Origin of the sequence: Vibrio superstes (genome assembly GCF_003569005.1) — a bacterium.
Taxonomy (GTDB): Bacteria; Pseudomonadota; Gammaproteobacteria; order Enterobacterales; family Vibrionaceae; genus Vibrio; species Vibrio superstes.
Genome location: NZ_BCUR01000001.1, coordinates 1,256,667 through 1,270,536, shown reverse-complemented (window position 1 = coordinate 1,270,536; position 13,870 = coordinate 1,256,667). Strand labels below are relative to the sequence as shown.

The 13,870-nt window shown below is 44.2% G+C and carries 13 protein-coding genes; 2 read left to right on the top strand and 11 right to left on the bottom strand.

Annotated features, from left to right (window positions below):
* Positions 1-244: 244 nt before the first annotated feature.
* From D5I41_RS05525 to D5I41_RS21625, 9 genes are all read right to left on the bottom strand, one after another.
* Positions 245-2,611: a glycoside hydrolase family 3 N-terminal domain-containing protein gene (locus D5I41_RS05525; RefSeq protein ID WP_119008895.1), complete on the bottom strand. Its 2,367-nt coding sequence runs from the start codon at positions 2,609-2,611 to the stop codon at positions 245-247.
* 152 nt (positions 2,612-2,763) lie between these two features.
* Entirely contained in the window at positions 2,764-3,867 is a 1,104-nt protein-coding gene (locus D5I41_RS05520) for a helix-turn-helix domain-containing protein (protein ID WP_119008894.1), read from the bottom strand.
* Between the two features lie 156 nt (positions 3,868-4,023).
* Positions 4,024-4,755, bottom strand: a complete 732-nt coding sequence (locus D5I41_RS05515) for an SDR family NAD(P)-dependent oxidoreductase (RefSeq protein WP_119008893.1) — start codon at positions 4,753-4,755, stop codon at positions 4,024-4,026.
* Positions 4,756-4,866: 111 nt separating this feature from the next.
* Positions 4,867-5,412, bottom strand: a complete 546-nt coding sequence (locus D5I41_RS05510) for a DUF1097 domain-containing protein (RefSeq protein WP_119008892.1) — start codon at positions 5,410-5,412, stop codon at positions 4,867-4,869.
* 12 nt (positions 5,413-5,424) lie between these two features.
* Positions 5,425-6,309, bottom strand: a complete 885-nt coding sequence (gene lsrF, locus D5I41_RS05505; RefSeq protein ID WP_119008891.1) for a 3-hydroxy-5-phosphonooxypentane-2,4-dione thiolase — start codon at positions 6,307-6,309, stop codon at positions 5,425-5,427.
* Between the two features lie 9 nt (positions 6,310-6,318).
* Complete coding sequence (gene dhaL / locus D5I41_RS05500; protein ID WP_119008890.1) at positions 6,319-6,954, bottom strand: dihydroxyacetone kinase subunit DhaL; 636 nt, start codon at positions 6,952-6,954, stop codon at positions 6,319-6,321.
* Positions 6,955-7,073: 119 nt separating this feature from the next.
* Positions 7,074-8,069, bottom strand: coding sequence for a dihydroxyacetone kinase subunit DhaK (locus D5I41_RS05495; RefSeq protein ID WP_119008889.1), 996 nt, complete (start codon positions 8,067-8,069; stop codon positions 7,074-7,076).
* A gap of 53 nt (positions 8,070-8,122) precedes the next feature.
* On the bottom strand, positions 8,123-8,437 hold the full coding sequence (locus tag D5I41_RS05490) for a hypothetical protein (RefSeq protein WP_119008888.1): 315 nt from the start codon (positions 8,435-8,437) through the stop codon (positions 8,123-8,125).
* Between the two features lie 337 nt (positions 8,438-8,774).
* The gene (locus D5I41_RS21625) at positions 8,775-9,131 is read right to left on the bottom strand and encodes a helix-turn-helix domain-containing protein (protein ID WP_119008887.1); all 357 of its coding nucleotides are present in this window, start codon (positions 9,129-9,131) and stop codon (positions 8,775-8,777) included.
* 369 nt (positions 9,132-9,500) lie between these two features.
* Between D5I41_RS21625 and ylqF the strand changes: the two genes are divergently transcribed.
* Both ylqF and D5I41_RS21200 read left to right on the top strand, forming a co-directional pair.
* Complete coding sequence (gene ylqF / locus D5I41_RS05480; protein ID WP_119008886.1) at positions 9,501-10,445, top strand: ribosome biogenesis GTPase YlqF; 945 nt, start codon at positions 9,501-9,503, stop codon at positions 10,443-10,445.
* Positions 10,446-10,568: 123 nt separating this feature from the next.
* Complete coding sequence (locus D5I41_RS21200) at positions 10,569-10,730, top strand: hypothetical protein (RefSeq protein WP_162892797.1); 162 nt, start codon at positions 10,569-10,571, stop codon at positions 10,728-10,730.
* Positions 10,731-10,738: 8 nt separating this feature from the next.
* On the opposite strand, the gene D5I41_RS05475 is transcribed toward D5I41_RS21200, so the two are convergent.
* The gene (locus D5I41_RS05475; RefSeq protein ID WP_162892796.1) at positions 10,739-11,758 is read right to left on the bottom strand and encodes an AbrB family transcriptional regulator; all 1,020 of its coding nucleotides are present in this window, start codon (positions 11,756-11,758) and stop codon (positions 10,739-10,741) included.
* 424 nt (positions 11,759-12,182) lie between these two features.
* On the bottom strand, positions 12,183-13,178 hold the full coding sequence (locus D5I41_RS05470; protein WP_119008884.1) for a CobW family GTP-binding protein: 996 nt from the start codon (positions 13,176-13,178) through the stop codon (positions 12,183-12,185).
* Positions 13,179-13,870: the final 692 nt, after the last annotated feature.

Sequence of the window (13,870 nt, the reverse complement as noted above, 5' to 3'; positions counted from 1 at the left end):
AGTTTGTTCGTTATAAAAAACTAGCGCGATAATACCCACAAAATTCCATTTTTTGATTACCAGTTGACGCCAAGGAAACATTTATCTGCTTGAATAATCCCTTTCGCATGAAATTTTAAGTACTTGGTACTGATAATAATCTAATGTCTGATAAGTGTAAAGCTCACTTACATCAGCAATCAGAAACAAACAAAAAAGCCACTCGCAAGAGTGGCTTGAATTAAGGCCTGTTGTGTTTAGTAGCTTACGCCGACTGAACTTCTTTTGTTTCACAGATCATACGCCACTCTTTAGGTAGGGTATTTACCTTACCATTGACGTTAACGATAGAGCTGTGTTCAATCTCGCTTGATGATCGACCAATCATAATGTCAAACTCGCCACCTTCAACAACGCGTTGATGCTTGGCATTGGTAAAGTTGAGCATATCTACTGGCAAACTGAAGGTGATACGTTTGCTCTCACCTGGTTGCAGCCATACTTTATGGAATCCTTTTAACTCTTTTACCGGGCGCACTACAGAGCATAACTTGTCTCGGGTATAGAGTTGCACCACCTCTGCGCCCGCTCGCTTGCCCGTATTGGTGATGGTCACCGATACCTCGACACTGCCATCAAATTCGACGCTAGTATTGCCCACGAGTACATCTTTATAATCGAACTGCGTATAGCTTAATCCAAATCCAAAGTTGTACGCAGAACCAAAGTGATAAGCAATTGGCGTACCCGCACTCTTGAGTTTATGGTTGTAGAAATACGGTACTGCCCCGACATTTTTAGGGATAGACAAGGTTAACTTACCACTTGGGTTCACCTCGCCAGAAAGGATATCAGCAATCGCATTTGCTCCCTCTTGGCCCGGAGCCCATCCATACAAAATGGCGCTCGCTTCGTCTTCGGCTCTACCCAATTGATAAGGACGACCACCTGTTACTAGTATTACCACAGGTTTGCCCGTATCTAGCAGTGCATCCAGCATCTCACGCTGCACACCTGGCAATTCGAGGCTATCGGTATCTGAACCTTCTCCGATAGTGCCCGTTTGGAACAGGCCTGCCAAATCACCCACGCATGCCACAATAACTTCACTTTGCTGAGCTACCTCTACAGCCTGTTGGATAAATGAGGTGTCTTGACTCACTGGTGACGTTTGGTCTTGTGCAATGGCCATGCTTACATCACCTGGGAACACTGGCGCGTTGGCGCGACGCTCAGTCAGGATGTCACAGCCTTTTGCGTACTCCACAGATTCAAACGATTCTTTTAGGCTCTGCAGCAAAGTATTTGAGTTCAGCTCACCACTGTCGGTATCACTTAAGATCAAGTGTACAGGGAAGCTATAGCCACCTAATAATGCTAGAGGATCGTTGGCTGTTGCACCCACAACCGCAATAGGCGTTTGTTTAGACAAAGGTAAGGTGCCGTCATTTTTTAGTAGTACTGCAGATTCACTGGCAATTTTGTAGCTAAGCTCTGTGCTCTTCTCGTTGTGCAGTGGCTCTGTTGGGGTCTCAGTGTAAGGGTTCTCAAATAAACCAAATTCAAACTTGGTTTTCAAGATGCGCTCAACGATGGTATCTATGGTATCGATGGTAATAAGACCGGCTTCTAGCGCCTTTGTTAGGCGGTTCGAGCAAGCATCGTCCGGCAGTTCAACATCAAGACCCGCGTTAAATGCAAGTGCTGCCGCTTCAGCACTGTCCGCCGCAACGGCGTGGTGAGCCGCAAGTAGATCGATACCACCGTAGTCAGCTACGATCAATCCATCAAAGCCCCATTGTTCACGCAACACCTCAGTAAGTAGATAATGAGACGCATGGCACGGCTCGCCATCGATATCATGGTAAGCCGGCATGATTGAACCTGCGTTACCGAGTTTAACCGCCATTTCAAATGGCAACATAAAGGTATCATTAAGCTCTTTAAAGCCTAGATTAACAGGAGCGTGGTTACGGGCTCCCTCACTGGCTGAGTGACCTACGTAGTGTTTTAGAGTTGCATACAGGTCTCTGTTTTCGCCCTGCAAACCCTTAACGTATTCTATGGCCATAACGCCAACTAGGTATGGATCTTCACCCAGAGTTTCTTCCGTGCGTCCCCAGCGAACATCTCTCGACACGTCTAGTACAGGAGCAAGCCCTTGTTTTGCACCCACCGCACGAACCTGACGGCCGATGTCACTCGCCGCGTTATAAATAAGCTCAGGATTCCAAGTGTGTCCATAGTTAAGGGAAGACGGATACAAGGTCGCCTCTGAACTCATCAAACCAACAAGACATTCTTCGTGAGAGATGGCGGGAATGCCAAGGCGAGTCTCCTCCACAAGAAATTTTTGAAGCTCGTTTAATGCTTTAACGCCATCAACAGGAGAAACCGTATGTGTTCCTAGCGGGCGAGTTATCTGACCGATACCCAGCTTTAATTTGTCACTGACAGTACGTCCAGATTCGCTATCACTCATTTCAAGCTCTCGCTCTCTATGGTCACCTTCTGGATCTAGAATTAGCCACTGAGCGCCAAGTTGAGCAATTTTTTCTTCTATAGTCATTCTCGCCATCAAGTCAGCTACCCTTTCTTGGGTTGAGAATGCTGCATCTTTGTATAGGGTCATCACGATACTCCGTTTAAACAATGCATGGGATTATCGCGATTAATACCAAGAAACTCTGCTTGATAGAGCGCAGTTATAAAATTGATAATCAAACTTACCAAATATATAAAAAAGAAGGGTTACAGCGCCAAATAACTAATAAACGTGCATGTTTAAGACGCTTTATCTTCTGTTTGCTGACGGTAACGATTAGGTGTTGTTCTTAGCAGTTTTGAAAACACTTGAGAAAGATAGCACTGGTTGGGATAACCACATTGTTTGGCAATAGCATCAATACTATCATCGGTTGACACAAGCAGATGCTTAGCTCTATCCAATCGTTGTTTGGTAATAAATTGGTGGGTAGTTTCACCATAATTATCTAAGAAACGACTATCCAAGGTTTTTCTTGATACACGACAATATTCAGTCACCTGCTTTATCTTGATGTTTCGATGAAAGTTATTTCGAATAAAACTTTCAGCCTTCACCAGAACCGTATCTAGCTTAAGTGCAGATTGCGTTGTACGACCATGGATCAGCTCGTATGAGGAGAACACCTCTTGATAGGCTTTTTTGTACCTAACTGATTTAAATAGCGTTTCTATACAAATCTTACCTAATTCAACCGGGTTTAGGGCAACAGAACTAAGAGGAATTGAAGATAACATCCGCTCCGTATCATCATAGTCTGTGCCTATGATGGAAACCTGCTCAGGCACACTGACTGAATTACGATAACAGAGATTGACCAGTTTTCTTGCCGAGCGATCTGAAGAGCAATACACCCCTATTGGGAAATCCTTGTTAGCAATTGCCTGTTCAATATTCGCTACGATGGTAAAGCCGCCGGTTTGGGCCGACTGGGTAAAACCTGCACGGCGCTCTAAACACCACTGCGCATCTTTGTCTTGCTGGCTAGTGTAGTAACCAACGGCTTGATAGCCACTGTTTTTAAAGCTTTGCAGCGCTGTATCAGCGAGGCCAAAATTATCGACAGTAACGGAAGAAAAACCTGTAGGAATGTCCCCCCCGTCATGGTTTCTAAACACTAAGGTATGGAGGCAAAGATCTTGCAGAGCATCACTGACATTAGGTTTATTGAGGTCAGCAATAACGTAATCCCACTTCTGGGAGCGCAGATAATTAGTATCCGTGTAGGACTCTAGGTGAAGCTCAACCTTGAGGCTGAGTTCTTCAGTTTTTGTTTGAATACCTTTTAGCACCTGCCGATCAAAGTAGATCATACTATCTAGCAGCAACAACAGTTTTTTCACGTCAGATTCTCAAGCATGTTCAACTCATCGGCACGTCAGTGCATGAACTGTGAATGGGCTTAGAATTATATCGAAACCTGATAGTGGTGAAAGAGCCTACTACACGCCTTTGTTAGTGGCGCATCACAAATAACTGCAAGCACCCCTTAACTTGCTCTATTCGTACCCAAATAGCGGGTCTTGGATCCGCATGGTTTCACCTTCTCGCAAAGAAAGTATTTGGTCACTGGCATACAAACGATAAGCAAAGTCTGCCATTTCCCCTGCGGTATGCGGTCCCTCCCATTGATTCTCGCTCATACTGGATTTTGTAATGGCGTTTTTTTCAAACTCTGTAGTGACAGGACCGGGGGCAAGTAGCTTAACCCTAAGGGGGAAAGCACCTTCCTTGAGGTTTTGCGCAATCCCTTCGGTGAACGCCGAGACATAGAATTTTGTCGCAGAATACGCCACTGCATCGGAATAAATAGCGTAGCCCATAGCAGACGACACATTAATCAATGTTGCAGGCTTACTCTTGTGGTCTTGAATGAATCGTAAGGAGAGTCTAGTGAGCGCTTTAACATTTACATCGATCATCTTCGCGACGTGATCGACATCCGCATCCCACGCTCTGTTGTAATCACCAAAGCCTGCATTGTTAACAAAAACTTCAATCTCATGCTTCATAGCTCGGTCGTACATTTCGTCTACTGCTAGTGGCACAGCGAGATCCGCAGGGCAAATGATCACCTCAACCCCATAGCACTCTTCAATGTCTTTTTTAATAACATTGAGCTTATCGACTTGGCGTGATACCAAGATAAGCGGATGATGTTGCCTTGCAAATTTATAGGCAATAGCCTTACCAATGCCCTCACTGGCACCCGTCACTAGAACGTATCCCATACTCCCTCCTTGAATTAGGGTCTCTATTAAAGATTAGCTTGATTTGAGATTTTAGGTGTAACAGAAAAAGCTCGACCGCTGCGGGCCGAGCTTTTAGACATTTATCCTTAATTAATGCGGAAGATGTTCACCTTCGTGTGCATGATCTTCAACATATTGTTCATATCGTGTGCGCAATGCGACCGTCATCCATCCATATCCCAAACCAATCAAGCAATAAATCAGCTCAGTAATTGTTGCTGTCACATATGTAGCGCCGGAGACATAAGACATAAAACCAAAGAATGTGCCCGCCCCTACAAACAATGCTGGAACGAAATCAAACGGAGGAAACCTCTCTAAACAAATACACGGCACTACCACAAAGAAGATGGCAACAGGAAAAGCAAAGAATCCCAATGCGGCAAAAGCGCCACCAAGTTCCATGATCGCAACTGACGCCACAATCCCTGCTACATAGCCACATACAGTCTTAATCCCACCATCAATATTGCAGCCAGCCATAAAATACATAGCCCATGCAATAAAGGCGATCCAACCAAAACCGACGTTGCCGACCACTGGCATTAGAGGAGCGACCAGCTGATCCAAAACCTGAATGGTCAATGCCAAGAACGCGACGATAATCGGTATAAATATAAACTGTGAAAATTTCATGATTTACCTTCCTTATTGAGCTAAATGTATTTCAGTGTGGTAAAGGTCTAGCGCCTGCGTTGGGGTTAATTGATCGTGAACCACACCAGAAATAGCTTTGATCATTGCCACGGGATCTTCCGCTTGGAATACGTTTCTTCCCATATCCACTCCAGCCGCACCCGCTTGAATCGCCTGGTACGCCATAGTTAACGCATCAAGCTCAGGGACCTTCTTTCCACCAGCAACGACAACAGGAACAGGACATGCCGCCACTACCTTTTCAAAGTCGTCGCAGTAATAGGTTTTCACTATGTGAGCCCCTAACTCTGCTAACACTCTAGTGGCCAACATAAAGTATCTATTTGTTCGTTCCATCTCCTTACCTACAGCGGTCACTCCCAGTGTTGGAATGCCATATCGCGCACCAGCATCTATGGTTTTCACCAAGTTATTTAAGCTTGAACACTCACCCTTTGCGCCAACGAAAACCTGTATTGCAAGGCACGAGGCATTGATTCGAATCGCATCATCAATATCCACACCAACAACTTCATCACTGAGGTCTTCTTTCAACACTGTGCTTCCAGCACTAGCGCGCAGTATCAAGGGCTTATTGTGGTTCGGTTGAATACAACTTCGGATAGCGCCTCGAGTGGCCATCATTGCATCAGCATGCTCGGCCAAGGGTTCTATCGCCAAATCCAATCGCTCTAGTCCAGCCGTAGCGCCCATGATGTAACCGTGATCAAAAGCCAGCATAACGGTCTTGCCACTATCCGGTCGAAAGATACGGCTCAGCCTATCTTTCATGCCCCAGTCGACATTTTCCATACCTTTTACATGAAACGGGTAGTTTTTGGCTGGGGTATCAAGCCCATAACTTTTTGCTAAGACGTTGCCATTTTTGTCAGCCATGCTCGCCCCCTAGTGCACTAAATGAATAGCTTCATCAAACGATTCAAATAAAATGGCCATACTCACGGCCCCCGGATCAATATGCCCCAATGCGCGCTCGCCCATGTGTTTCGCCCGGCCTCTCATCGGCATCATTTGCTTGGTGGCCTCTGCACCTTGCCTTGCGGCCTTAGCTGCATGCTCAAACATATCTTCTAACTCTGCACCCTTGCTGACATCTTCTTGCATTGTTTGTATCGCAGGGATCAAGGCATCAAGCATGGTTTTATCACCTGCATGGGCACCACTGAAGTGCATCACTCGCTCGACACCATTTTGAAAGGCTTGAGCAGTTTCTTCTGCACTTAGCTGCTCCCTAGTTAAGCCCTCTCCTATTCCCATAAAGAGGTTACCCACCAGCATACCTGCAGAACCGCCATCTTTACTCATCACATCCCAACCAAGATTGTCGATTTCCTCGCGCCAGTTCCCCTCTCTTTTTTCTAGAAAATGTTCTATGCAGTGGCATATCCGCAACATGGTAGTCCCATGATCGCCATCACCCGTTTTTCCATCCAATTCATTAAGCAATTCAACGTTGCCTAGGATATTAGTCGCAGCATGCTCGAACATATTGAATAGCAACTCAGAATTTAATGCGGTCATAATTTCCTCCATTATTTAGGCAATACGCAGCCCTACGTGGATAATCAAATACACGTACTCAATATTTCGTAGGGCTAGTTGTTTTATTCAGCGAGATAAACCTCGCTCAAGAACCTAAATCATTGTTGAACCCAATAAGGTGCATTACATGGCTTATCCCAATAGTTGAGCGTCTCACTATCAAATTTGCCGATGCACATTTGGAATCCGGCCATTTCCTGTACCGTCAGTACTTCTTCTACTTTTGAGCGAGCAACGCTAGTTTGCTTCTCTTGTAGGGATAAATGACAGGCACGAGCAACGATAAACATTTCCATCAAAGTGGTAGCCCCTGAGCCATTAATCATCAGCATCAAGTCATCACCAGGCTTAACATCAATAGCTTTGCAGAGTTGGTCAATCATGATGTGCGCAGTATCGTCAGCGGTCTGTATTTTCATGCGACCGCCACCGCCCTCGCCATGTTGCCCCATTCCAATTTCCATCTCATCACTGGCAAGATCACCAATCGCCATACCTGATTGTGGATGAGTAGCATTGCTCATTGCTACTGCAAGGGTTGCCATAGACTGATTGAATTTCTCGCCGACTCTATAAACCTCTTCAAGGCTGAGTCCTTCTTCAGCAGCTGCGCCCACAAGTTTGTAGACAGGAACACATCCCGCAAGCCCGCGACGATCTTTAATGTCACTGTTCAAACCCGCACTAATATCTTCGTGGGTTAATAGCATCTTAACGTTAATGCCTTCTCTTGTTGCCATCTCCATTGCCATGTTCGCAGACATCACATCGCCTTCGTGATTCAACACTACCAAAAGGACACCAGCAGGACGATCCGCCATTTTCAACGCCTCTAACACCTTAGGTGCACCGGGCGCAGCAAACACGTCACCCACCACGGAGTAATCAAGCAATCCTTCGCCCACATAACCACTCAATGCTGGCTCGTGACCTGCACCGCCTAAGGTGACGATAGCGACTTTATTAGGATCTTTAGGGGTAACACGAGTTACGATTTTTTCAGATACAACCTTAATCTTGGTAGGAAATGTCATTGCATAACCTTGAAGTAACTCAACCGTGATGTTTTCAGCATTATTAATAAACTTTTTCATACCTAGCCTTCCTATTTTAATTCTTGGTTTAACTGATATTTCATTATTAATTTTTAGACATGTTGCATTAGCTCAACCGGCGCTTCATCTTCCAAAATAAAGGCAATCTTTAGGGATTCATTTGGACTAAATGGTTCGATTAATACTTTTTGTCCCTTTAGAGCTTCTTCTAAGTCGTCGACTTCATAGGCAACGTGCGCTGTAATTTTTAGCTCTTCAGGCATAGGGCTATCGTCTAAAAAACGTAGCCATTCAATTTGATTTTCACTCTTCGCATAATCGGTAGCGTAAAGGCCAATATCCTGCATAAAATTTTCGCCGCTATGCTCGGTTTGTGTAGGTATTCCTATATGACTGAACTTTCTCATGGGATAGCTCCTTGACTGTGTGTCGTTAAAACCTTTTAAGTTTCTCCACAACTATATAAGTACCCTACTCAAATTATCAAGACGAAAACCAAACAAATACAAGCACAAAATAGACAATAAAAACAACAACTTAAAATCATACAAGAGTGTATAAAAGGCAAGTGCAACACGGCACAGAGAAGATAGTTATCGAGCAAGTGCAACAACAAATTTCGTTGGGGATAAGGTAGTAGAAGGGAAACTGAAGCAAGTGCAACAAGCAATGAAAAGCTCCCCTATTTCAAAAATGGGCAAGTGCAACACGAGATATCCATCACACTTTTAGTAGAAAGTTAATCTAACTAAACAACCCGCTCCTGCTCAGTAGCAAATCCACTTCTTCAACCGTTAATTCAGGATGGTGGTGGTGTAGAAAAGCCTGACTCTTGAGAGTATCGAATCCTTGCTTGCTCAGTTCTAAAAGAAGCTCTTCATACTCTTTGCCCATCACATCTTTATGGTATTTTTTCCGGTAAGACGCCATATTCTGCGCAAGCTTAGGTTCGTAGCCATAGGGACCTGAATTACGGTTAAGCTCTCGACTAACTGTCGATTTGTGAATCTGGAGTTGCTTGGCGATCGTTGTTTGAGTCTTGCCCTCCTTTCTTAGCGCCCAAATCTGTACTCTCTTTCCCTCAGTAAGCTGTTGGTACATATTCCCTCCACTAAATGTTTTAACTTCTTGCGACCCTAATGGCTTTGAAGACTTACTAGATTATGAACAATAATTCGCCAAACTTCTGAGAGAGGGTTAGATTCTTTAAACTACTTTAATCAAGATCAAATAAGGTGGAAATATAGAGTAATGCTCCGCTGGGTAAAACCTCTATAGCCACTTTTACCATTCAATATAATGATGAAGCTAAAAGGCGCTCATTACACTGCTCTTTACGTCAACGTACACGCTTGCCAAATAAAGTGTTAAGATCATCACATCAAAGCTCAAGTGGCAGCAGGTAGTACGCAATGACAATCTACTCGCTCTCCCGCTGGCAAAACCATAAAACAAAAGGCAAATTTTTATATGGTTAACAACACAATCCAATGGTTTCCGGGTCACATGCATAAGGCTCGTAAAGAGATCGAAGAGGTCGTTCCTCAGATTGATGTCATTATCGAAGTGCTAGATGCTCGCATCCCTTACTCGTCAGAGAACCCTATGATCTCTGAGTTGCGTGGTGATAAGCCTTGTATCAAGGTGCTCAATAAAAGAGATCTATCAGATCCAGAGCTAACACAAATGTGGATTGAGCATTTTGAGCTTCAAGAGGGTGTTAAGGCGATGGCTGTGACTACCGAGAACCCTCAAGAAATCCATAAGATCATGGAATTGTGTCGCAAGTTAGCGCCTCATCGCGAGGCGATGGGTAAGAACATTCGTACCATGATCATGGGTATTCCAAACGTAGGTAAATCGACCATCATCAACACCTTGGCTGGGCGTACCATAGCTCAGACGGGTAACCAGCCTGCCGTGACGCGCCGCCAGCAACGTATCAATCTGCAAAACGGTGTTGTGCTCTCTGATACTCCGGGAATTTTATGGCCTAAGGTAGAAAACCCTCATAGTGGTTTCCGTCTTGCTGCTACTGGCGCTATCAAAGATACGGCAATGGAATACGACGAAGTGGCTTTTTACACTGTTGAGTATTTGGCACAACAGTATCCAGAACGCTTGATGGAGCGCTACCAGCTAGACGAACTGCCGGACACTGAAATTGAATTGATGGAAGCGATTGGTCGCAAACGTGGCGCGCTACGCTCGGGTGGACGCGTCGATCTGCACAAGGCTTCCGAAATCTTGTTGCACGAACTTCGACAAGGCGTACTGGGTCAGGTCACTCTCGAACTCCCTGAAATGATCACTGAAGAGTTGATCGAGGTAGAGAAAGAAGCCGTCCGCAAAGAAGAAGCAAAGGTTAAGAAGAAAGAAGAGCGTCGTAAGCGATATCTTCGAAATAAGCGCTAAACTGTCGCTAAAATACCGCTACATACAAAAACCTCAGCTCATTTTATGACCTGAGGTTTTTCATTTCTAGAATAATTGTTCTATATTTAGTCCCAAGCGCCCTTTCTTCATGGAGGAAGAATTATGCTTCGCAGACTACTTTACCCTGCGATTGGCCTATTCATCATTGCCTGTCTTTTCTTTGGCGAAGATATGTGGAAGTTCATTACCAGTGACCCTATCCGCGACGTTCAGGGCTGGGCACAGAGTATCATGAGATCGTTCAATCAATTTATTTCAGGCTAGCCAGATAGCTATTGACGCTGTCTTGGCTTAAATGCCACCACCGCAACAGGCACCATATGCAATATCATCATGCGGATAACATGACTTAGCATAATAAGCGCAGGCTCAAGCCCCAAATAGAGAGCAGCGACTGTCATCGCTTCAATACTCCCTGGCATCCAAGAAAGCGACAGGACAACAAAGGGCTTGTCTAGCCAAAAAGAAAAAGCAAACGCGCATATAAAGGTCACGCTTAGGCTCAAAACAGTGACGCATAAACTCGCAAACGTGAATCGACGAAACTCTTGAGCCGATATATTACAAAGCCTCAGCCCCATTACTACACCAAGAGCAGAAATCGCTACCATCATAATAAGTGGCGAGATAGAAAGGTTGAGCTCCGGCACGAAGCCGTTTAATCCAATACCCACTAACATCCCAGTAACCATGTAAGGAGCGGGGATTCCTAGTTTATTCAATAATATTCCGCTTCCTCCAGCCAACATAAATGCCAAACCAAAGGTCAAAACATTGAAGCCTAGAGGTTGTTCGAGCAAATTGGTGTTTGATTGCTGTGAAACGAGTATCCCTGATAGCAAAAGAAGAAAGATTAGGCGGAAGGTATGTACAAAGATAACCTTAGCTGAAGGTGCCTTTTGAGCTTCGTTTAATACCATGACAGCTGCCATAGCGCCCGGAATAGAGGCAAGTAAACTATCCCCTTTACTCCACGAAAAGCGCTGCAATAACCAGTAGCCGCATGACACTTGCAATGCCATACAAATCACGAGTCCAACGAACATAATGAGAGGAAAACCAGTGGCAAAGAATGACGGAGGAATAAGTCCTCCAACACTCAAACCTAGTGCCAGTTGGACCAGTACCAGAGTATGTTTGAGAACCTTTGTTTGAACCCCTAATTTACTCAATACAATGATGATAACAATACTGCCAAACATCTCTCCAAGGGGAATAGATAGAGCGACAAATAACGCTGAAAAAGCGAAGGCAACCAGTAAGGTTGTTATTGAGTTGAGAGAGCGCGTCAAACTTAACATTCCTTGTTATACCAATCGTAGTAAATTACTGCTCATCTTAGCTTGTTAAAACGCTATTTCTAACCACTTACTTACTGTGATTGGTATTATTGAGCATGCCACATCGTAACAAAGAAAAAGACCAAGCTAACTGTTTTATCTGAAGAATGTAGTCACGAAATGTAAGAAGCGTTCGTTATGCTCAAAGACCAATGGCTACAGCTATCTATTAGCTGTAGCTCAATGTAACGTCTAACTCTCCTAGTCGACGGCGCCTACTTACAGACGCTATTTATACCAATCGTACTAAATAACTGGTCATCCTAGCTTGTTAAAATACTCGATGACTGCGTTAGAATTTTTGATTGTAGAATAACTACTTATCGAAAAACCCTGCCTTGTCCTCGAGAATTTTTCCTACGCTATCTCTGATCACTTACTTAGTATGATTGGTATTATCGCCACCAGCAAGATTCAGTAAAATCTCTTCTAATTGATCCCACGGCATTAGCTTGGTATCGATAACCTCAATACGCGACTCAAACCCTTCTAGAGACAGGTCATTCACCGACAATACGCCATCCGCTTTATTGAACGCATAGCAGCCTTTATCAGTATTCATTACAGCCTTAACACGATCAGCAGTAAGATCGCTTAACATTGAAAACAGAGAATCAAAATCAAAGGTAATCTCTGCGCCAAACAGCCAACCACAGGAGAAATAGCCCTGACCTTTATTCTCTTTGCGAATATGGGTTTGGTTAGGGGGTAATTGGAACTGAGGTTCTAGTGCAGCATGGTGATGATGGTGTTCTTCAATGTCCATATCATCACTTGGTTTCACAAACCTATCCAATAGGGACGGTTCTATGTCGCCTCTTGTTGTGTTAATAACAGTAGAGTGAATATTCTGAGATTGCAGCCAGTCATGCATTGTCGCAACCTGCGCTTTCGCTGCTAGCTCGCTCTTATTGGCAATGATGATATCCGCCACTTCCAGCTGTTGTTTGAAATTTTGGTTTGTTGTGTACTTTTCATTATCGAAGTATCGAGCATCTGTGAGGGTCAATGTTGAACGTAATTCGATATATGGGCTGAACTGAGCCGAGGAGAGCGTAGCCATGATCTGCTTTGGATGACCAAGACCTGTAGGTTCAATAATGAGTCTGTCTGGGTTGCTGCGTAATAAAGCGGTAATTGCAACGCTCGTCGGTACACCAGCTGTGCAGCAAATACATCCTCCCGGCACCTCTTTAATCAGGGCACCACTGTCAGACATGATTGCCCCATCTATACCGATCTCACCGAACTCATTGACCAATACTGCCCAGTTTTCATTCTCGGGTTTAGCCTTCAATAGCTCTAAGATGGTTGTGGTTTTGCCTGTACCTAAGAATCCAGTAATGATGTTAGTGGGTGTTTTGCGAGACATAGACGCCGTTCTGAGCAGATGAATTATGCTTAGAGTCTACAAGATTCAATCATATGGAGAAAGGTTAAAACTAAGGATGCAACAAAGAAGGAAAAGACAAGCAAGAAAGGAGAAACAAAGGGGCGCATGATTGTCCTTAACTAGGACCCCTAATCTTCGATACGAGATACTTATTTAATGGTTAAAACCGTACCCCAGATACTACCTGCGTGCGCCATAAAAGTACTAAAAAGAGCAAACAAAATGACAACAGCAAACGCAGACATTAATGCGTATTCGACAACCTTCATCAACCACCTCATTGAAAAACACACCAAACTCAGCAAGAAATGCTCTCAAAAGATTGATATGCGACGACTTGAAAGATGGAGGATTATACATTTGTCGTACAAATAATAAACAGAGGTCTTATTCTCGAAATACGCAAACTAAGTTTCCATAATTAAAACATAAATTTATCTATAATTTTCAGCAGGTTAGGTGCGCTAGGAAAAACAAGAAAATGAAACAAACTGTAACTTAGGTAGGATTTACGGTCTACGATGCCTAAAAAGGGCTATTTACCCTCATTTTCACAAACGCCAGAAAGCACAAAGGCGCACTTTGCATGCGCCTTTTGGTCTCGTTACTCAATCGTGAGTTTGCGAATCTCGCGGGTTGTTGACCGGAGAACTATTAACGAGCTTTAAAGT